Below are 19,539 nucleotides of genomic sequence, written 5' to 3'. Positions count from 1 at the left end.
GGAAAAATTTCAAACTGTTTTTTCCATTTTTCCGAAAAAAGAAGTATAATATTTTCTAAGATACCCAAATTCAACGTAATTAAAGTTCAATAGATTAAAGGGGAATTAGCAATGAATAAATGGCTCCGTAAATCGTTTTTTGTAATAGTTTCCGTCTTAACCTTTGGTCTTGTTACGCCAACACAGTTAATGAATTCAGTAAACGCAGAAAATCTGGGCGACCGCGATGCATTTGAAGCACCCGCGCAAGAAAGTAGTTTAACTTCAACGACTGCATTTTTCGAAGAAACGGATTTTAATAGAGAAAAATTTATTGAAGAATTAATCAAACAGGCAGAAATTCAATCCTATCAAAAGTTTGGTAGCAAAATTAAGCCGGTTATAGAAAATGAATTTCGAGAGATTATTCTACCAAATATCGAAAAAGCCCTTGATGAAACATCTGCTCAATTTCCTGAAGACGATTTAAAAAATCTGACAATTACTGAACAGCCTAGCGCAGGTCACTCGGAAAAAATTTTTAATATTAAAAATCGCTTAACTGGGAATGATATCCTTCTATTCCATGTTAGACGAGATAATCCACCTCAGGCCGGCTATTGGTTTAATTTTCACTATCACACCTACCATGATGAATTCCAAAGTCATCATGAGCTGGGATCCATTTATTGGGCCAAAAACACTCCACCGAAATGGATGAGCTAGTGATTGAATTTGCAAAAGGGCAGGAAGAAAATTTATTATAATAATTGAAACCTTTTTAAAAGAAAATCGTAAATAGACTATTACCTAAAATGGAGGAATGAAGAAATGGCAGTAAGTTTATCAAAAGGTCAAAAAGTTGATTTAACGAAATCTAACCCAGGTTTATCAAATGTTGTGGTTGGCCTTGGCTGGGATACTAATAAATATGATGGGGGACATGATTTTGATCTAGATTCATCTGTTTTCCTTTTAGGAGAAAACGGAAAAGTTTCAAATGACACAGATTTTGTTTTCTACAATAATCCGCAGGGGGCTAACGGGTCCGTTGTACATAATGGAGATAATCGTACTGGTGCTGGTGACGGAGATGATGAACAAGTAAAAATCAATTTAACAACCATACCAGCAAATGTTCAGCGCATTGCTTTTACCATCACAATCCACGATGCAGAAAGCAGAAATCAGAACTTCGGGCAAGTTTCAAATGCATATGCCCGTATTTTTAATGAAACAAGCGAAGAAGAGCTCATTCGCTTTGATTTAGGTGAAGACTTCTCTATTGAAACCGCGATTGTGGTTGGAGAATTGTATCGTCACAATGGCGAGTGGAAATTCAGTGCTATTGGTAGCGGCTATCAAGGTGGACTAGCAGCGTTGGCAATGGATTTTGGCTTACAAATTGGTTAATTATTAGAAATTGAGAGATCCGGCGATCGGCGGGGTCTTATTACAAAAATTGTGTACACATTCTAGGAGGAATTACTTTAATGTCAGTTTTGAATCATATCCTTGACACCTACGCCCAATTTTTTAACTGGGAAATGTGGGGTGAGGTTTTAACAGACCCTGTATCTTGGGGACTTATTGGTACTTTAGTTATTCTTGAAGGGCTGTTATCTGCAGATAACGCGCTTGTGTTAGCTGTAATGGTTAAACATTTACCCCCTAAAAAGCGGAAAAAGGCACTTTTTTATGGATTAATAGGAGCTTACACGTTCCGATTCATTGCGATTGGAATTGGTGTTTTTCTTATCAAACTTTGGTGGGTGAAGATATTAGGTGCAGGGTACCTTGCCTGGTTATCGATAAAGTACTTCATAGACAAACGAAAAAGTGCTGAAGGTGACAGTGATGAAGCAGAAGGCATGAATCAGAGCGGAATGCTGATTCGCTTATTTGGAACCTTCTGGGGAACAGTTGTAGCTGTTGAATTAATGGATATTGCATTTTCCGTTGATAGCGTTCTTGCAGCCTTTGGCGTGAGTGAACAAGTTTGGGTTTTATTAATTGGTGGTATGCTAGGTGTGTTAATGATGCGAGGAGTTGCCGGTTTATTCTTAACCTTAATTGATCGTGTGCCAGAACTTGAGACTTCCGCTTATATATTAATTCTTATTATTGCCGTGAAAATGCTACTTGCGGCAGTCAATATTGAAATGGGACATCTAACCTTCTTTATTATTTTACTAGTTACATTCGGTGCAACATTTATCGTTCATTTTATGAATAAGAAAAAGGGCGAAGAAAAAGAAAATAGTTTGTAGAAACTTTGCATAAAAAAGGGAGCTGACGAAAGTCCGTCTCCTTTCTTTTTTACCTTAAATTAAGGAGAAATAAAATATGAATTTTTTTACATATTTTTATGAAGACGAAATCGAGCGATTTTTCTTTCAAAAGCCGCAGCCTTTTAATAAATACTCAAACAGTGAGCTTTTGTCCTATGGTTTGGGTGCGACCCTTTATATGCCTGCTACCCGCTCAAATATACATCAGGAAATTCTTTCAAGAAAGCATGAAGGTTTAACATCCCTAGTCATTGACCTTGAAGATGCCGTTGGCGATAACGAAGTGTTTCGTGCTGAAACAATGCTTATCGAGGAAATGCTGAAATTAGATGGAGAATTGAATAAAGGGTTTTTAGGTTATGTAGATTTGCCACTAATATTTATCCGAATTCGGGACCTTGAGCAATTTAAACGTATAACAGATCAATTAGGTGATGCGCTTAGGCTCCTAACTGGGGTTGTCCTACCCAAGTTTACCGTTGGAAATGGTGAAGAATTTTTAACAGAGATACGAAAAATTCACTCTGATCAGCATCCTTTTTACGCGATGCCTATCTTAGAGACAGCCAAAGTTATTCAAAAAGAAACGAGAATGGATGAATTATTAGCGATCAAGCATCTACTCGATTGCTACAAAGATAATATTCTGAATGTTCGGATTGGCGCGACAGACTTTTGTGGTTTATATGGAATTCGCCGGAGTGCGGATACAACAGTTTATGAAATTGAGGTATTAAGAGATTGTATTTCCGATATTATTAATGTCTTTCAAAGGTTCAATAGTGGGTATGTGGTATCTGGTCCAGTCTGGGAATATTTTTCAGCTAAAGAGAGGATGTTAAAACCACAGCTTCGGCAAACGCCGTTTCGCGAACGGTACGGTGATGAAGGACTGAAATGGAGAGCCAAACTGATTGATGAGAACATGGATGGATTGATTCGTGAAATCCTTATGGATATTGCAAATGGTTTGACTGGAAAAACGATCATCCATCCTTCACATATTAAAATAGTTCAGTCACTGAATGTTGTTTCCTACGAGGAATATATTGATGCCAGCAATATAGTTAAAGCAGCTACTGGGGATATCGGAGTTATGAAAAGTAATTTTGCCAATAAAATGAATGAAGTAAAGCCTCATTATTTTTGGGCCAAGAAAATCATCTTAAAATCACAGCTTTACGGGGTGTTACATGAAGAATTCACAAACATTGACCTTATCAAAAAAGAAGTATACGTTTAATATCCTTGACTCCATTGAAACGGAGATAGAAATAGTAGAAAATCCATATGATATACCCATAGAAGAGCTATTCACAATGGCCGCCCGAATCAATAAGAAACGATCGTTTTTGTTTGTAAGTAAGGTACTAGGTAAACATTTACCTATTGATCCCAATAAGGGACTTCTAACTGCGGCTCTTTTAGCTGCTAGGTTTGGAGAATCAGTAAAGGGTTTGGAAGGTGTGGAAAAGGATAGGCTGTTATCATTATTTACAAAAAACGCCACTTACTCCGGTGTTCCATTTATTCCCAAAAATATTCATCCAGTAGTCATTGGTTTTGCTGAAACCGCTACAGCACTCGGGCATGCTTTCTTTGATTGCTTCCAATCCGCTGTGTATTTTCATACTACCAGAGAGGAACTCCTAAACAATAGTCCGAATATTACTTTTGAAGAAGAGCATTCCCATGCGACATCACATCGCTGTTATATCCCATTAGAGATGATTGATAACGAACAGGAAATCATTCTGGTTGATGATGAAATAACAACGGGAAAAACGGCCTTAAATATAATCGAGTCCATTCACGCCAAGTTTCCTAGAAATGAATATACGGTAGTGTCCATTTTAGATTGGCGCTCAGACATCCATAAAAAAAGGTTTTTACAGCTAGAGCAAGAACTCGGGATAAAAATCAATGTTGTAAGTTTATTATCTGGAGCTGTAAACGTGAAGCAGTTGAAGGAAATAGAGGACCGCTCCGAAAAAAATGATGAGAATGGTAGTCCGGATTCCATTGTAGAAATTCTGCAGCTCGGTACATTTTTTACCGCAACCCCTCATATATCTAAAAACCATTTGAACAATGCCATGTTTATTGAGGAAACTGGAAGATTCGGCTTAAGAAGCCATGGAAATATCCTTTTTCGTGAAAAGGTTGGAAAAGCAGCTTCGTTTTTAACACAAAAAAGAACAGGTGAAAAAACGCTTTGTTTAGGAACCGGGGAATTCATGTATATTCCTATGAAATTGGCTGCAAATATGGGAAGCGGTGTTTTCTATCAATCGACAACAAGAAGCCCAATCTATATCGAAAATAATGATGGATATGGGGCAAGGTTTGGGGCCAAATTTCCAAATCCAGAAGACTTGGATATTTCTCACTTTGTTTATAATATCGTTCCAGGATATTACGATGAATTGTTTATCTTTTTTGAAAGAGAAGTAGAATTTGAGAATCTACAGCCCCTACTTAACAAATTGGGTAAATTTGGATTCAAGTCAATGAAGGTTGTCTTTTTCTCTAAAGGGCGAGGTGATTCAAATGCAAAAAACAACCAATAAACCAGCCAATATCGGAACTTATCATAACGATGATGTCTTGTTTCTATTAAAGGATTTAAGTAATATTCAGCTCGAAGATTCAACTGCTAATCGGGAAGTAAAGATCCAATCAGGTGTACATTATAGTGAATCCTTGCCAATTGAGTATCAGCCTCCAAAGAAGTATGTGGAGTTATTCTGGAAAACTTTACACGAATATAAACAAAAAGTGGCCTTGTGTGTAGGGATTGTTGCGGAAGAAATTTATCAATTGAAAGGGAAAAATGCCGTTCTCGTTTCCCTTGCACGGGCGGGAACACCGGTAGGGATTTTGATAAAAAGATATTTAAATATGTGCTATGGAGTTTCGCTTCCGCACTACAGTATTTCCATCATCCGTGACAGAGGGATTGACTCAAATGCAATTCAATATATTTTAAGCAAGCATCCTAATGGAAACATTCAATTTGTTGATGGCTGGACAGGAAAAGGAGCGATTTCGATTGAATTAACAAAGGCTTGTCAGGACTATCAACAAAACTTTGGGATAGTACTTGATGATACACTTGCTGTGATTGCAGATCCAGGCTACTGCACGTCTCTTTTTGGAACAAGAGAAGACTTTTTAATCCCGAGTGCTTGTTTAAACTCAACTGTATCTGGTCTAGTGAGCCGGACAGTTTTAAATGGCAAATACATTGGAAAGGGTGATTTTCACGGGGCTAAATTTTACCATGAATTGCTTGCCGATGATGTGTCTAATGAATTTATTGAATTGATTTGTAAGGAGTTTGCCCTTATTTCGGAGAAGGCTGCAGAACTCGCGTCGAAAAAATACTCTGAGAAAATTGAAACAGGATTTTTAGGGATGGAGGATGTAAAGAGAATCCAGTCTGAATTCGCGATTGAGAGCACTCATTATATTAAACCTGGGGTGGGAGAGACGACTAGAGTTCTCCTCCGCAGGGTTCCTTGGAGGATTTTAATGCGCGATCCTGCAAGTCCCTTTGTTAAACACATCATTATGCTAGCCGAAGAAAAAGGGGTTGAAGTAGTGCTATATCCCAATTTAAAATACTTGTGCTGCGGTTTAATCAAATCGGTGAAGGAGAGGCATGAATGATTTTTGCAGCTGATCTTGACCGAACTTTGATGTATTCCAAACGGGCAATCAATGAGCTAGGTGAACCCAAAGAATTGGACCTTACTCCTGTTGAAAAGAAAGATGGTTACTGGGTTGCCTATATGACAACATCATCCTTTCAAGCCTTAAAAGAACTATCTCAGCAACATTTATTTGTGCCAGTTACAACGAGAACAACTGAGCAATATAATCGGTTTGTTATTTTTCCAGAGGAAATTTCTATTAAATATGCGATTACCTCAAATGGTGCCAATATTCTTTGTCGAGGAATTCCATTGGAGGAATGGTCAGAGCATATTAATACTCGCCTGCAATCAGAGTCTATTTCCCAAGCTGAATTACGGTCTATTTTACATGGGGCAGGCTTTCATTTTGATGGACAAATGAGGCATGCAGGGAAACAATTTTTTTACTATATATTAAATAATCTGCCTTCAGCTTCAGACAAGAAAGTAATTAATGAACTGGTGGGGAAATATGGTTGGAGAATTTCCTTGCAAGGGCGAAAGCTGTACTTTATCCCAAAGGCTATTAATAAAGGTTCAGCCCTAGAATATATTTGTAAGCGTGAGGGAATGAAGGCAATAGCGGGAGCGGGTGACTCGATCCTTGACTGGGACTTTCTACAAAACTGCCAATACCGTTTTGTCCCAAGACATGGCGAGCTTGCTGGTGAGTTAACTACCACTAAGTTCACCTTAACGAAAAAATATGGTGTTTCTGCAGGCGATGAAATTCTCCAACAGTTTCTAAAACTACTTCCTCTTAAAACCTAATATTTTTTTAGTATCAGGTTGAAAATCAAGAAGTAAAGGCAGGACAATAATCCATAACAAGCTAAAAAAAATAGAATCGACATGGCTATAGAAGGTAATACCGGGGAGAGCAATAGTGTAAAGATAAAACTGAACACAAATAAATCAAGATAAACAAACACATCAGAAACCATTACTTCCATAACGGTATTTAATTCTTCATTTATCAAATCCAACTTAGGTCGCCTATATAAAAATCTCATTCGAGTCACCTTCTTTTGATTGGTACTCAAATAGTATGTAAGGACAAGGAAAAAGGTGAAAATTAGAAAGTAGCCTAAAAAACGAAACATTTTTAGAAGACTTTCGTAGAAAAAAATGAACACTTTTATTAACTGTGATATGATAATAAGGAAACCTTACATAATTTACTAAACGTCTTGAAAATAAGCTTTCGCTTTCAGAGGGAAGGGATTATGAATGTATCCACCATTAAATCAATTGAACGTCCGTCCTGTAGGATCCCTCTCCTATGAAAATTGGCCTGGTATGTTGAAAAAACAGTTGCCGGAACGGCCAAATTATTCATTAGAAAATGGAACAATTCAGATTGGGCAAGTATTAGGAAAGTTTTTTGGAATACCGATTGACACTGATGATTATTATAATCAGCTTTTTGATTATGTAAATAATACTGCAGAATGGAATCTCCACCTGCTAAGTGAGGAGTCACTTGATAAAGCGATAAATAATGCTCACTTTCAATCTATTCAAAAGGTGTTAAATATTAATCAAGAACAGAAGCTGTCCATTAACCGCTTTACCGCCTTTCTTGACGGGGAACAGCTTTTATTAAAGTCGAGTATGCCTGTGATTCATCGAAAACTACGTGAAGCGATGATTACAACTTTAAATTTGTACACGGAACTGGAAACGGATGGATTGAAAAACCAAGAATTGAGGCGGGTTCTTGTTGATCTTGTGAAATGGTCTATCAACCATTTGCAGCCGCTTTTAGAGGATGCGGACCCACAAAAGACGATGCCAAAATTTTTGTGGTATGGTGACTTTAAGAAAAGTCATCAATATTTCTTATATTATTTACTAAAGCTTGGCTGTGATATCGTTATTTTTCATCCGGACGGTAAGGATATTTTAGCAGGGATGATGGACGAGCAAGTATTCACCCATCATTTTCAAAATAAGTTGCCAACAGAGCCGTTTCCCCTGGAAAAACGCAGCAGGAAAACAACCATTGCATATAGGGCTTCAAAAGAGATTGAGACTATTTTAAACCAAGAGGGATCCGGTCTTTACAAACCATGGCAATTAAGGGATTACTCGCCTTCATCCATTACGTTAAAAACCACGTATGATGAGCTATTTATTCTATGTAAAGAAATAGCAATGATACGCCCTGATTTCGAGGTTGGGAATGGTCAAGTTAAAATTCCTTCTATTTTCGCCAAAATACAGGGAGTAAGTAAAAATCGAAAAGAATACTGGGACCGTCTTCAGTCGATTAGTCAACTAGATCATAGTTTGCTGATTCGAAAGCTACCCTTCACCACTGCAAGTACAAGTGATTTTCGCTTTCATTATCGAAATGCATTGGGCGGGGATGGTTTACTTGTCCCTGAAAATATGATGCAATCACATTACTGGCCCTATTCGTTTTTATCATCCGGTCTGCAAAAAGGCATTGCCAATGCTGTTCGGAAAATATGTGAAAAACCGGGTTTAAAGCCCATGCCAATGGAGAGCTTAGAAGATGTGAAAATGTACCTATTTACACAGGCGATGTTTATGCAAAAAAATATTATTCAACTGCTGGAAAGATTTGATTATTCACAGCAGGTCCCTAAATTAGTTATCTATAATAATGAATTAACTGGAATGCTATCGAGATCGGATGCGGCGTTGCTACTGCTCCTAAATCAGTTCGGTATTGATATCGTCCTGTACAATCCACCAGGACATAATGATATCGAAAATTATCTCGATGACCGATTATATGATAAACACTGGCTTGATGATGTTGTATTCGAATTAGAATTTAAAGAACCTTCACTTTTCAAAAAAGGTCTTTTTCAAGGTATCTTAAAAAATTTAAGGGGAGATTAACTAGTGAATCAATCACCAAATCCGTCATCCGGTTTAACTTCAGCGGCCGCGGATGACAAACTTACAGAAACAAAAGCCTCCGACATCAAGCTTGCTCTTCGAAAAGAACCAGAGATTCAAAATTTGGCCCGTACGATCGATGAGCGTGACCAGATTCAAGTTTTAGAGTTTGGGAAAGAACCTGCTGTGCAAATATCTCGTTTTTCTGATCAGATTTTAAGCAATATGCGGACAACCAAAGTAGAAGATTCGGGAGAGCTTCTTAAACATCTTGGTCGTATTATGGATAAATTTGATGCGAAAGATTTCCAGAAGACATCAGGGGGATTTTTCGGAAAGCTTTTCAATAAGGGTGAAAAAATGATTGAAAAGCTGTTTGGAAAATACCAAACAATGGGGCAGGAAATTGACAAGGTGTATGTCGAAATTTCTAAATATCAGCATGAAATGGTCGATTCGACTACTATGCTTGAGCAAATGTATGAACAAAACTACCAATACTATTTGACACTTGAAAAATACATTGTCGCTGGTGAAATAAAGGTCGAAGATCTCAAAAATACTCAACTTCCGCAGCTTGAAGCACGTGCTGCCTCAGGAGATCAATTGGCGTCGATGCAATTGGATACTCTTAAGAATGCCATTGAGCTTTTAGAACAAAGAATTTATGATTTAGAAATGGCCAAAATGGTTTCGTTACAGACGGCACCACAAATCCGCCTGTTACAAAGAGGGAATACAAAGCTGATAGGAAAAATTAATTCCGCCTTTGTTACTACTATACCTATTTTTAAAAATGGCTTAATTCAGGCCGTGGCAGCTAAAAGACAGAAGCTTGTCGCTGATTCAATGAGTGAGCTTGACCGCAGGACGAATGAAATGCTCCTTAAAAATGCGCAGAACATTTCGCAGCAAAGTACTGATATTGCACGGCTTGCCGGCGCACCAAGTATAAAAATCGAGACGATTGAAGAATCTTGGAATATTATCATTAAAGGGATGCAGGAAACTCGAGCGATTGAAGAAGAAAATAAACGAATGCGGATTGAAGGTACTAAACGGTTAGAACAGCTTCAAGACAACTTTAAAAACTTGAAACAATCATAGTTACTATGTTGTTGATAATCTAATAATTTCTTAGTTGGGGTGAATGGAATGGCTATTAATTTGCAAAAAGGTCAACGAGTAGATTTAACGAAAAGTAATCCGGGTCTTTCAAAAGTTTTGGTGGGTTTAGGTTGGGATCCAGTTCAAACTAGCGGTGGAGGCGGTTTATTTGGCTCAATGTTTGGCGGAGGCAGTGCGCCAAACGTTGATTGTGATGCCTCTGTTATAATGCTTGGTGCCAATGACAGGCTTCAAAACAATAAAGATGTTATTTATTTTGCAAATCTTACAAGTAATGACGGGAGCGTGCAGCACGCAGGAGATAATTTGACAGGTGATGGCGACGGCGATGACGAGCAAATCATTGTCGACTTAAGCAAAGTTCCTTCAAAAATTCAAAAGCTTGTTTTCGTTGTAAATATCTATGATTGTGTAAAAAGGAAACAGCATTTCGGGATGATTCAAAATGCGTTTATTAGAGTTGTTAACCCTGGTAATAATCAAGAGCTTATCCATTATAATTTATCAGATAATTATAGTGGGTTAACCTGTCTGGTTGCCGGAGAACTTTATCGTCATGGCAATGAATGGAAATTCGCTGCAGTAGGTACTGGCACGACAGCTGGAAGCCTAAGTGAAATTGTTCGCACATATAGTTAAGGAAAATTCATAAAGTTTTTGTAACGAGGTGATTTATTTGGGCATAAACTTAGCAAAAGGACAAAGAATTGATTTAACAAAAACAAATCCTGGATTAACAAAAGTCATTATCGGGCTTGGCTGGGATACAAACCATTATCACGGCGGCCATGACTTTGACTTAGATGCTTCAGCTTTTTTAACAGATGCAAACAGCAGAGTCATCGAGGATTCTGACTTTATCTTTTACAATAACTTAGTTCACTCTTCAGGTTCCGTCGAACATACAGGGGATAACCGTACTGGTGAAGGTGAAGGCGACGATGAACAAATAAAAATAAATTTTAGCAAGGTTCCCACCTATGTTCACCGGATTGCGATTACGGTAACTATCCATGATGCAGAAGCAAGGAATCAAAATTTTGGTCAAGTTTCTAATGCATTCGTCCGGGTAGTCGATGCAGATTCGGGCCGTGAAGTATTAAGGTTTGATCTTGGTGAAGACTTCTCAGTAGAAACGGCTGTCGTTATTTGTGAGCTATACCGTCATAATGGCGATTGGAAGTTTAACGCTGTAGGCAGTGGCTTTGCTGGAGGTTTAGCAGCACTTTGCCGAAATTTCGGATTGGAAGTTTAAACTATTATTAGAAAAAGCTGCCCGAATCGGTAGCTTTTTCTTGTGCTTGAAATTCTTGAAATCGTTTTTTAACCGATCATATATGTTAAAATGAAAAAATATGAATGGCAGTTAAGGGAGTGTCCGATGTGAAGCAATATTTACAATTATGTGAGCATGTGTTAAAAACTGGTACCGTGAAGGGCGATCGAACAGGTACAGGAACGATCAGCACCTTTGGTTATCAAATGAGATTTAATTTGGAAGAAGGATTTCCACTTCTTACTACAAAAAAGCTTCATTTAAGATCAATTATTTATGAATTGCTTTGGTTTTTAAAAGGAGATACCAACGTTCGCTATTTACAGGAGAATGGGGTCCGTATATGGAATGAATGGGCTGATGAAAATGGAGAGCTTGGTCCGGTCTACGGGTACCAATGGCGTTCATGGACAGGTGCAGATGGAAAAACCGTGGATCAAATTAGCGAATTAATTGATCAAATTAAAACGAACCCAAATTCAAGAAGACTGATTGTCAATGCCTGGAATGTAGCTGAAATTGATGATATGGCGCTGCCGCCGTGTCATTGTTTGTTCCAATTTAATGTGGCAAATGGGAAATTGTCCTGTCAGCTATACCAACGTTCAGCAGATGTATTCTTAGGAGTACCGTTTAACATCGCGTCCTATGCCTTATTAACATTAATGATTGCAAAGGTATGCGATTTAAAGCCAGGTGAATTCATTCATACATTTGGAGATGTTCATATCTATCAAAACCATCTAGAGCAAATAAAACAGCAGATGGATAGAGAACCAAGGCCACTGCCAATCCTTAAAATGAATCCGAATGTAAAGGATATTTACTCTTTTAAATTTGAAGATTTTACATTAGAAGGATATGATCCACATCCGCATATTAAGGGGATGGTCAGTGTATGATTTCCTTTATTGTCGCTATGGACGAAAATAATGTGATCGGAAAGGATAATCAATTGCCCTGGCATCTGCCTGAAGATTTAAAGTTTTTCAAAAAAATAACACTTGGGCATCCGATTGCAATGGGGAGAAAAACGCATGAGTCGATTGGCCGTGTGCTTCCGGGCAGGGAGAATATCGTCATTACCCGCCAGCAAGATTATCAAAGTGAGGAATGTACCATTTTTTACTCAGTAGAGGAGTTTGTAAAGTACTGCCGTAATCAAAATGATGAAATTTTTGTGATTGGCGGAGCGGAAATTTTTAAGGAAACATTTCCCTTTGCAGAATGTCTTTACATCACTCTTATTCATAAAGAGTTTGAAGGTGACACTTTCTTCCCAGAATTTTTTCAAACTAAGTGGGAACTCGTATCCAGTGAAAAAGGGATTAAGAATGAAAAAAACCCTTACGATTATGAATTTAGGAAATATAAACGTAAATCCTAATTTCTGCCTTGTAAAGGAAACTGGCGTGGTCAGCATGGCAAAATAAAAAAGAGCATCAGCAATATGCTGGTGCTCTTTCCTAAAGTAAGATTAGAATGGCGATCCATTTAATTCATAGTCTGTTAATTTTGCAAGCATACCTCTGAATTCATGGGGATGGCAAAATTCTTCTTCACGGAAATGTGTTTTAACCCAAGCAATTAATTCAATTGGGCTATTAAAATATTCCCCACTTCGGTCGCTTTTACGAATGGTGTATCTTCCATTGTCATCATCAATTGTTACCTCTACAGGGAGGGCTCCATCAAAACTGCAAAGTGAAAATTCCATCCTCATCACATCCAATCCATTTGGTTTATAATTTTCATTAGTATATGTTACTATTGTTCAAATTATATGCAAAAAATAACCATTTGTCAAAATATTTTAAAAATTCCACCATAAATACCAAGCATTGACTTAAGTTATGGTTATTGTTAAATTGTCTATAGAGATTTAAATAGGGATAAAAAAGGAAATGCTAAATATCACATAGACGCTTATTTTTATGGATATTGTGAATTTACTATGAATTATTTCGAATTATTAACTCAAAATTAATTTTCGATACTATAATCATAGTAGAAATATACAATCTTTGAAGGGGATGTTAATCCATGTTTTCAAATATCGGAGTTCCGGGATTAATTTTAATTTTAACGCTTGCACTTATCATTTTTGGACCAAAAAAACTTCCGGAAATTGGACGTGCCTTTGGACAAACATTAAAGGAATTTAAGAAGTCAACACGTGAGCTTACAGATGATGTAATGAAAGACATTGATGAAGAAAAGAAAACTTTGACTAAATAGGGTGTAAGATATTGCGTCTTGCACCTTTTCTTTTAACGTTTATTACTATAAGACGTGTTAAAAGGTGTTAATTTAGTGAATTTGTTTTTCGTGAGGTACGCTTCGTTTGATAGAGAGTATTTTTACGGGTGTTCGAGCACGGTGATTCCAAGGATTCCTAATCAGCGTGTTTATTTTCAACCTATGAAATTGGCAGGGGAAGTACATGGCAGATAAAGAATTAAATTTAGTTGATCATTTAGAGGAATTGCGCAAACGGATTATCATTTCTGCACTATCATTTGTTGTCTTTTTTATCGTCGGTTTTATTTATGTAGATGATATTTATCGCTGGTTTGTTGGCGATACAAAACTGATGGTCCTTGGTCCAAGTGACATAATGTGGATTTATTTCATGATTGCAACCGTTATTGCCGTAGTGGGGACGATTCCTGTTTTAGCGTTACAAATTTGGTTGTTCGTAAAGCCGGCACTAAGACCGAAAGAAAGAAAAATAACCCTCTCATATGTACCTGCATTATTTTTCTTATTTTTAATGGGCCTTTCTTTTGGGTATTTTGTTATCTTCCCGATGGTTCTAAAGTTTTTGGTGAACATGGGTCAAGATATGTTCGTTACAAACTTTACTGCTGAAAGATACTTTAGCTTTATTATGAATATGACCCTTCCATTCGGAGTATTGTTCGAACTTCCGGTAGTAGTGATGTTTTTAACCTCACTAGGTATAATTAATCCGTTTGTTTTAGGGAAAGTTCGAAAATATGCATATTTTGTTCTTATTATTATCGCAGTTGTTATTACACCACCAGATTTTATGTCCGATTTTGTTGTAACCTTACCACTCCTGCTTCTTTATGAAATCAGTATTAATTTATCAAAATTTGTTTACCGAAAACGAATGAGAAATCTTCAGCAAGAAGAGGAAGAAATAATAGAAGTATAAAAAGACCTAAAGAGGTGTGAATCTCTTTGGGTCTTTTTTGTTTTTCATTATTTTAGAAAAATATCATCAGTTATTTATACCTTTATTTTTTATTTATTTACTAAAACCACTATTAAAATACAGTTAAGAATTATTTGTGTATTTTTTTGATTATTCAGGACTTTAGTTGCAGTTGTATTCTACAATTACATTGCAATCAAATGTTTCTATTATTTTTATGATAAGTGGAGGAGAAAGCGGATGAAGAGACAGAAAACAGTATATGAAGCCGCAATCGACCATGGATTTAGCCGGAGGGACTTCCTGAAAATGTGTACGGCACTAGCCGCTACACTAGGTTTGGAGTTTACCCAATCTGACCAAGTTGTTAAAGCCATGGAAACAAAAACAAGAGTACCAGTTGTATGGCTGCAATTCCAGGATTGTACAGGTTGTTCGGAATCATTTATTCGGTCATCACAACCAAAGACTGAAAGCGTTTTACTTGAAATGATTTCACTAGAATATTCTGAAGTACTTTCTGCACCATCTGGTCATCAAGCTGAAGCATCCATGAAACAAGTGTTTGAGAAATATAAAGGAGAATATATTCTTGCCGTGGAAGGAAGCATTCCTGATAATGATGCATACTTAACAGTTGCAGGTCAATCAGCCAAGGAAACATTCCTAGAAATGGCAGCAGGAGCAAAGGCGATTATTGCCTACGGTTCTTGTTCATCTTGGGGAGGAATAGCCGCTGCCCATCCAAATCCTACTGGAGCAAAGCCAGTTACCAGTTTTGTAAAGAATACTCCTACTATTCTTGTTCCAGGGTGTCCACCAATTGCTGAGGTAATGACTGGAGTTATTGCCCATATCATTACTTTTGGAAAATTACCTGAATTAGACCAGTTCGGCCGTCCGAAAGCTTTTTATCGTCACCGGATCCATGATAAATGTAACCGACGCGCTTATTTTGATGCGGGTTTATTTGTTGAGAATTTTGACGATGAAGGGGCTAAACAAGGCTATTGTTTATATAAAGTCGGCTGTAAAGGCCCGACAACCTATAACTCCTGTGCAGAAATGCGCTGGAATGGCGGAGTAAGCTATCCTATTCAATCTGGAAATCCATGTTTCGGTTGTTCAGAAAAGGACTTCTGGGATAATGGTCCTTTTTATACAAGAAGAGCGAAAATACCTGGAACACAAACTACTATCAATCCAGACGCTGTTGGCTTAGCAGCCATTGGTGCAACCACTGCTGGAATTGCCGTTCATGCTGCAGGAACGGTATTTAAGAAGAAGCGAGATGACAAACGAGGTGAAGAAGAATGAGTGAGCGCATAGTAGTAGATCCAATAACGAGAATTGAAGGTCACCTTCGTGTAGAAGTAGATGTAGATGAAAAAGGGGTTATTAAAGAAGCGTATAGTTCTGGAACTTCTGTTCGAGGACTGGAACTTATTGTTAAAGACCGTGATCCAAGAGATGTTTGGGCATTTATACAGAGAATATGTGGTGTATGTACAACAGTACACGCGCTTACTTCCATACGGGCAGTAGAGGATGCATTAAAAATAAAAATACCGCGAAATGCCCATTTAATCCGTGACATAATGAACGAAGCTCAATTTGTTCACGATCATGTGGTCCATTTTTACCATTTGCATGCATTGGATTGGGTCGATATTGTGAGTGCAACGAAAGCAAACCCTGCTGAAACATCACGAATTGCTCAATCAATCTCTAATTGGCCAAAATCATCACCAGGATACTTTACTGATGTACAAAATAAAGTGAAGAAATTAGTGGAAAGTGGCCAACTTGGCATTTTTGCTAATGGCTATTGGGGACATAAAGCTTATAAGCTGCCACCAGAAGTTAACCTATTAGCTGTGGCCCATTATCTCGAAGCATTGGATTGGCAAAAAGAAATAGTCAAAATTCATACGATTTTTGGCGGGAAAAACCCTCACCCACATTATGTGGTTGGTGGAATGGCAACTCCGCTTGATATTGATAGCGATAATGGCGTGCACGCTGAGAGATTGATGCATGTATCACAGATAATCGATCAAGCGAGAGATTTTGTTAATCAAGTTTATATTCCTGATTTACTTGCAATCGGATCTTATTATAAGGATTGGACATATGGGGGAGGCTTGAATAATTACCTTTGCTATGGTGATTTTTCAACGGGCGATATTTACGACACAAAACTCTATCGTATGCCGAGAGGAATTATCTTAAATGGAAATCTGAAAGAAGTTTTAGATGTTGATCTTAAAGACCCTAAACATGTGCAGGAGTTTGTTGATCACTCATGGTACACCTATGATGGAAAAGAAGGCGGAGTAGGAAAGCATCCATTTGAAGGTGAGACCACATTTAATTACACAGGACCACAAGCACCGTTTAAAACATTGGATACTGAAAAGCAATATAGCTGGTTAAAAGCTCCACGATGGAAAGAGCATCCGATGGAGACAGGACCACTCGCAAGGATGATTGTTGGCTATGCGTCTGGAAAAGAAGAGATTGTTAATATTGTCGACGATACATTGAAAAAGCTTGATCTCCCAATCACTGCCTTACAATCAGCATTGGGCCGCACTGTTGCTCGTGGATTGGAAAGCGTCCTAATCTCCGGTTGGTTACGTAATGATATGGATGAATTATTGAATAATGTAAAAAGCGGTAACCAAACTACATTTGACCGTTCAAAATGGGAACCAAATACTTGGCCAGAACGGGCAAAAGGTGTGGGCTGGATGGAAGCACCACGCGGAGCACTTGGACACTGGATTGATATTAAAGATGGAAAAACGCATAACTATCAAGCTGTGGTTCCTTCTACTTGGAATGCTTCACCTCGCGATCATAAAAACAAGATTGGTGCATATGAGGCTGCACTTAAAGGTACACCGATGTTAGATAAAGAACAACCTCTAGAAATTATGCGAATCATCCATTCTTTTGATCCATGTCTTGCCTGTGCAGTCCATTTAACAGATTTGGAAACTAATAATACGACTGAAATTCGTTTAGGTTAGGAGAGAGACATATGGCTGAACTCATGCCAAATATTCCGACTCAAACGCCAGGACAATCCCATGATAAACCAGGGATTAACAGTGAGAATACGTTTCACCCCGAAAGGCCAATTGTTTACAAACAAATTAATAATGAAGTGAGAGCCTATGTTTGGCAGCTGCCAGTAAGGATTTTCCACTGGGTAAATATGTTGGCTATCCTCCTGTTAATGGGGACAGGAATTTATATTGGAAAGCCGTTTGCTTCAGCAGGAATTCCCGAAGAAGCCTATTTTTCCAATCTAATGGGCTGGATGAGATATATTCACTTTTTTGCTGCTTTCTTATTTGTTATTTGTCTCATGTTTCGTTTGTATTGGGTTGCGGTCGGAAATAAATTTGCGACATCAAACCCTCTTAGATGGATTTTTTGGAAAGAAGTATTCGAAACAATCAAGTATTATATATTTTTGAAAAATAAAAAGCCTCATTACGTCGGTCATAACCCTTTAGCGCAATTAAGCTACTGGATTTTTATCGGCCTAGGTTCATGGATCGTGATGTTAACAGGATTTTATATGTATTTTGAACCACAACAAGAATCTTTCTGGGCAAAGCTGTTTGTTTGGGTACCATATTTGTTTGGCGGTGAAAGCTACACGCTTCGCTCATGGCATCATCTTACTGCTTGGGGCTTTATGCTTTTTATGGTTATCCACATTTATATGGCTTTCCGAGATGACTATCTTGAACGAAACGGTTCCATTTCATCAATGATTACTGGCTATAAGACAACAACGAAAAAATCAGTAGGTGAAAAGAATGGAAAATAAACTTGCAGGCGAAAAAATAACGATTTTAGGAATTGGCAACACCCTCTTTTCAGATGAGGGTGTTGGCATCCACCTTTTGCCCTTGCTAGAAGAAGCATTAAAGGATGTTGAAAATATCGAAATTGTTGAGGGCTTAACAGACGGAATGAAGTTACTTGGCCCAGTAGAAGATGCTGAAAACTTAATAATTATTGATGCAATTAATGCTGGTAAGCAAGGTGGCACGATAATTACCCTAGTTGGAGATGAAATTCCTGCCTATTTTGGAATTAAAATGTCTGTCCATCAAATGGGATTCCAAGAAGTCCTTTTAGCGGCAAAGATGAGGGAGCGCTACCCTAAACAGATTGTCATGTTTGGGATGCAGCCCACATCACTTGAATTAGGTGTTGAACTTACTGAGATCAATCAAAGTAAGCTAGGAGAATTGGCTAAAGTGGTCATTGATCAAATAAATAACTGGAGAAATCTCCTATGAGGCGAGGCGACTTTTTTAAAGAAATGGGAAACAGCCTTTTTCAAACAGTTAAGTCAGTTTATGAACCTTTTTTAAGTGAGGATTTGGAAAAAATAGAAGTTGCAACTGATCGGGTGCTAGGAATAACTTGGCACCCCATTATGAAAGAATATGAGTTTAATTCTGACCTTGAAATGAAGTTTATTAATGGTAAACCCGTTATAGTAACACGTATCGGAACGAACATGCAGGCAGTTGATGGAGTATGTCCTGTATGTTCGAATATTATTATTCTAACAACACTATATTCAACTGGGAAATGTTTGAATTGTCAAAATGAATATAATTTTAAATCTCAATCTGGCGATTTACAACTCAATTCCTACCCAATAAAACTTAAGAACGACACCTATTTAATTGGGTTTCAGGAGTACAAGAGACAGGGTGATAGCGATGCATGAAATGTCATTAATGGGAGATATCCTCCAGCTTATTCAGGAGGATGCCACTGACAAAGGAATTCAACAAATAGATAAGGTTGAATTAATTGTTGGAGAAATCTCCAATGCTATGCCAGATGCGTTAAGAATGGCATTTGATATTTTCCGAGATCAAAATCTGCATCTGTTTACAGAAACTGCTGAACTTGTTCTACACATTGAAGAAGCAAAAGCAAAATGTGTCCTCTGTGAATTGGAATATCGACCTGACCAGAAAATAGCTCTTTGTCCGAGCTGTCTTGTCCCTTCTGGAAAGGTACTATCGGGGGAAACATTCCAGATTTTATCATACGAAGGGAGAAATTGAA

22 protein-coding genes are annotated in these 19,539 nt (G+C 37.8%); 21 read left to right on the top strand and 1 reads right to left on the bottom strand.

Annotated features, from left to right (window positions below):
* Positions 1-111 precede the first annotated feature (111 nt).
* The 13 genes from M5A78_RS13675 (at position 112) to M5A78_RS13615 (ending at position 12,633) form a co-directional block, all read left to right on the top strand.
* Positions 112-705, top strand: coding sequence for a YpjP family protein (locus tag M5A78_RS13675; protein WP_248735833.1), 594 nt, complete (start codon positions 112-114; stop codon positions 703-705).
* 105 nt (positions 706-810) lie between these two features.
* Positions 811-1,392: a TerD family protein gene (locus tag M5A78_RS13670; protein ID WP_248735832.1), complete on the top strand. Its 582-nt coding sequence runs from the start codon at positions 811-813 to the stop codon at positions 1,390-1,392.
* A gap of 80 nt (positions 1,393-1,472) precedes the next feature.
* The gene (locus tag M5A78_RS13665) at positions 1,473-2,249 is read left to right on the top strand and encodes a TerC family protein (RefSeq protein WP_248735831.1); all 777 of its coding nucleotides are present in this window, start codon (positions 1,473-1,475) and stop codon (positions 2,247-2,249) included.
* A 76-nt stretch (positions 2,250-2,325) separates the two neighbouring features.
* Positions 2,326-3,513: an HpcH/HpaI aldolase/citrate lyase family protein gene (locus tag M5A78_RS13660; protein ID WP_248735830.1), complete on the top strand. Its 1,188-nt coding sequence runs from the start codon at positions 2,326-2,328 to the stop codon at positions 3,511-3,513.
* A complete protein-coding gene (locus M5A78_RS13655) occupies positions 3,464-4,840 on the top strand; it encodes a phosphoribosyltransferase family protein (RefSeq protein WP_248735829.1) in 1,377 nt (458 codons plus the stop codon). Before M5A78_RS13660 ends, M5A78_RS13655 begins: the two co-directional genes overlap by 50 nt.
* Positions 4,821-5,942 carry a cysteine protease StiP family protein gene (locus M5A78_RS13650; protein WP_248735828.1) on the top strand — a complete coding sequence of 374 codons (1,122 nt, stop codon included), beginning with the start codon at positions 4,821-4,823 and terminating at the stop codon, positions 5,940-5,942. Before M5A78_RS13655 ends, M5A78_RS13650 begins: the two co-directional genes overlap by 20 nt.
* Positions 5,939-6,739 carry an HAD family hydrolase gene (locus M5A78_RS13645; RefSeq protein WP_248735827.1) on the top strand — a complete coding sequence of 267 codons (801 nt, stop codon included), beginning with the start codon at positions 5,939-5,941 and terminating at the stop codon, positions 6,737-6,739. The genes M5A78_RS13650 and M5A78_RS13645 overlap by 4 nt, the downstream gene beginning before the upstream one ends.
* Positions 6,740-7,198: 459 nt before the next feature.
* Entirely contained in the window at positions 7,199-8,842 is a 1,644-nt protein-coding gene (locus M5A78_RS13640; RefSeq protein ID WP_248735826.1) for a YceG family protein, read from the top strand.
* Positions 8,843-8,845: 3 nt separating this feature from the next.
* A complete protein-coding gene (locus tag M5A78_RS13635; protein ID WP_248735825.1) occupies positions 8,846-9,949 on the top strand; it encodes a toxic anion resistance protein in 1,104 nt (367 codons plus the stop codon).
* Positions 9,950-9,997: 48 nt separating this feature from the next.
* Positions 9,998-10,609, top strand: coding sequence for a TerD family protein (locus M5A78_RS13630; RefSeq protein ID WP_248735824.1), 612 nt, complete (start codon positions 9,998-10,000; stop codon positions 10,607-10,609).
* 37 nt (positions 10,610-10,646) lie between these two features.
* Positions 10,647-11,225: a TerD family protein gene (locus M5A78_RS13625; protein ID WP_248735823.1), complete on the top strand. Its 579-nt coding sequence runs from the start codon at positions 10,647-10,649 to the stop codon at positions 11,223-11,225.
* A gap of 128 nt (positions 11,226-11,353) precedes the next feature.
* The gene (locus tag M5A78_RS13620) at positions 11,354-12,148 is read left to right on the top strand and encodes a thymidylate synthase (protein ID WP_248735822.1); all 795 of its coding nucleotides are present in this window, start codon (positions 11,354-11,356) and stop codon (positions 12,146-12,148) included.
* A complete protein-coding gene (locus tag M5A78_RS13615) occupies positions 12,145-12,633 on the top strand; it encodes a dihydrofolate reductase (RefSeq protein WP_248735821.1) in 489 nt (162 codons plus the stop codon). Before M5A78_RS13620 ends, M5A78_RS13615 begins: the two co-directional genes overlap by 4 nt.
* Before the next feature lie 90 nt (positions 12,634-12,723).
* Here M5A78_RS13615 and M5A78_RS13610 read toward each other — a convergent pair whose 3' ends face one another.
* Positions 12,724-12,963, bottom strand: coding sequence for a hypothetical protein (locus M5A78_RS13610; RefSeq protein ID WP_248735820.1), 240 nt, complete (start codon positions 12,961-12,963; stop codon positions 12,724-12,726).
* Between the two features lie 326 nt (positions 12,964-13,289).
* On the opposite strand from M5A78_RS13610, the gene M5A78_RS13605 reads away from it, so the two are divergent.
* The 8 genes from M5A78_RS13605 (at position 13,290) to M5A78_RS13570 (ending at position 19,538) form a co-directional block, all read left to right on the top strand.
* The gene (locus tag M5A78_RS13605) at positions 13,290-13,484 is read left to right on the top strand and encodes a twin-arginine translocase TatA/TatE family subunit (protein WP_248735819.1); all 195 of its coding nucleotides are present in this window, start codon (positions 13,290-13,292) and stop codon (positions 13,482-13,484) included.
* A gap of 205 nt (positions 13,485-13,689) precedes the next feature.
* Positions 13,690-14,427: a twin-arginine translocase subunit TatC gene (tatC, locus tag M5A78_RS13600; protein WP_248735818.1), complete on the top strand. Its 738-nt coding sequence runs from the start codon at positions 13,690-13,692 to the stop codon at positions 14,425-14,427.
* Positions 14,428-14,667: 240 nt separating this feature from the next.
* Positions 14,668-15,744 carry a hydrogenase small subunit gene (locus tag M5A78_RS13595; RefSeq protein WP_248735817.1) on the top strand — a complete coding sequence of 359 codons (1,077 nt, stop codon included), beginning with the start codon at positions 14,668-14,670 and terminating at the stop codon, positions 15,742-15,744.
* Complete coding sequence (locus tag M5A78_RS13590) at positions 15,741-17,462, top strand: nickel-dependent hydrogenase large subunit (RefSeq protein WP_248735816.1); 1,722 nt, start codon at positions 15,741-15,743, stop codon at positions 17,460-17,462. Before M5A78_RS13595 ends, M5A78_RS13590 begins: the two co-directional genes overlap by 4 nt.
* 11 nt (positions 17,463-17,473) lie before the next feature.
* Positions 17,474-18,274 carry a Ni/Fe-hydrogenase, b-type cytochrome subunit gene (cybH, locus tag M5A78_RS13585; protein WP_248735815.1) on the top strand — a complete coding sequence of 267 codons (801 nt, stop codon included), beginning with the start codon at positions 17,474-17,476 and terminating at the stop codon, positions 18,272-18,274.
* Positions 18,264-18,752, top strand: coding sequence for a HyaD/HybD family hydrogenase maturation endopeptidase (locus M5A78_RS13580; protein WP_248735814.1), 489 nt, complete (start codon positions 18,264-18,266; stop codon positions 18,750-18,752). The genes cybH and M5A78_RS13580 overlap by 11 nt, the downstream gene beginning before the upstream one ends.
* Positions 18,749-19,192 (top strand): hypothetical protein, encoded by a 444-nt coding sequence (locus tag M5A78_RS13575; RefSeq protein ID WP_248735813.1) that lies wholly within the window; start codon positions 18,749-18,751, stop codon positions 19,190-19,192. Before M5A78_RS13580 ends, M5A78_RS13575 begins: the two co-directional genes overlap by 4 nt.
* Entirely contained in the window at positions 19,185-19,538 is a 354-nt protein-coding gene (locus tag M5A78_RS13570; RefSeq protein ID WP_248735812.1) for a hydrogenase maturation nickel metallochaperone HypA/HybF, read from the top strand. Before M5A78_RS13575 ends, M5A78_RS13570 begins: the two co-directional genes overlap by 8 nt.
* Position 19,539 lies beyond the last annotated feature (1 nt).

The organism is Neobacillus rhizosphaerae (genome assembly GCF_937468385.1).
GTDB classification, from domain to species: domain Bacteria; phylum Bacillota; class Bacilli; order Bacillales; family Cytobacillaceae; genus Neobacillus; species Neobacillus rhizosphaerae.
This window is presented reverse-complemented; position numbering and strand designations above follow the sequence as displayed.

What these genes read in the sequence shown, in the direction of transcription:
- M5A78_RS13590 (WP_248735816.1), top strand. Translation starts at nt 15,741, where the DNA reads ATGAGTGAGCGCATAGTAGTAGATCCAATAACGAGAATTGAAGGTCAC.
- M5A78_RS13605 (WP_248735819.1), top strand. Translation starts at nt 13,290, where the DNA reads ATGTTTTCAAATATCGGAGTTCCGGGATTAATTTTAATTTTAACGCTT.
- M5A78_RS13580 (WP_248735814.1), top strand. Translation starts at nt 18,264, where the DNA reads ATGGAAAATAAACTTGCAGGCGAAAAAATAACGATTTTAGGAATTGGC.
- M5A78_RS13630 (WP_248735824.1), top strand. Translation starts at nt 9,998, where the DNA reads ATGGCTATTAATTTGCAAAAAGGTCAACGAGTAGATTTAACGAAAAGT.
- M5A78_RS13650 (WP_248735828.1), top strand. Translation starts at nt 4,821, where the DNA reads ATGCAAAAAACAACCAATAAACCAGCCAATATCGGAACTTATCATAAC.
- M5A78_RS13655 (WP_248735829.1), top strand. Translation starts at nt 3,464, where the DNA reads ATGAAGAATTCACAAACATTGACCTTATCAAAAAAGAAGTATACGTTT.
- M5A78_RS13670 (WP_248735832.1), top strand. Translation starts at nt 811, where the DNA reads ATGGCAGTAAGTTTATCAAAAGGTCAAAAAGTTGATTTAACGAAATCT.
- M5A78_RS13660 (WP_248735830.1), top strand. Translation starts at nt 2,326, where the DNA reads ATGAATTTTTTTACATATTTTTATGAAGACGAAATCGAGCGATTTTTC.
- M5A78_RS13575 (WP_248735813.1), top strand. Translation starts at nt 18,749, where the DNA reads ATGAGGCGAGGCGACTTTTTTAAAGAAATGGGAAACAGCCTTTTTCAA.
- M5A78_RS13675 (WP_248735833.1), top strand. Translation starts at nt 112, where the DNA reads ATGAATAAATGGCTCCGTAAATCGTTTTTTGTAATAGTTTCCGTCTTA.
- tatC (WP_248735818.1), top strand. Translation starts at nt 13,690, where the DNA reads ATGGCAGATAAAGAATTAAATTTAGTTGATCATTTAGAGGAATTGCGC.
- M5A78_RS13665 (WP_248735831.1), top strand. Translation starts at nt 1,473, where the DNA reads ATGTCAGTTTTGAATCATATCCTTGACACCTACGCCCAATTTTTTAAC.
- M5A78_RS13645 (WP_248735827.1), top strand. Translation starts at nt 5,939, where the DNA reads ATGATTTTTGCAGCTGATCTTGACCGAACTTTGATGTATTCCAAACGG.
- M5A78_RS13610 (WP_248735820.1), bottom strand. Translation starts at nt 12,963, where the DNA reads ATGGAATTTTCACTTTGCAGTTTTGATGGAGCCCTCCCTGTAGAGGTA.
- cybH (WP_248735815.1), top strand. Translation starts at nt 17,474, where the DNA reads ATGGCTGAACTCATGCCAAATATTCCGACTCAAACGCCAGGACAATCC.
- M5A78_RS13570 (WP_248735812.1), top strand. Translation starts at nt 19,185, where the DNA reads ATGCATGAAATGTCATTAATGGGAGATATCCTCCAGCTTATTCAGGAG.
- M5A78_RS13615 (WP_248735821.1), top strand. Translation starts at nt 12,145, where the DNA reads ATGATTTCCTTTATTGTCGCTATGGACGAAAATAATGTGATCGGAAAG.
- M5A78_RS13595 (WP_248735817.1), top strand. Translation starts at nt 14,668, where the DNA reads ATGAAGAGACAGAAAACAGTATATGAAGCCGCAATCGACCATGGATTT.
- M5A78_RS13640 (WP_248735826.1), top strand. Translation starts at nt 7,199, where the DNA reads ATGTATCCACCATTAAATCAATTGAACGTCCGTCCTGTAGGATCCCTC.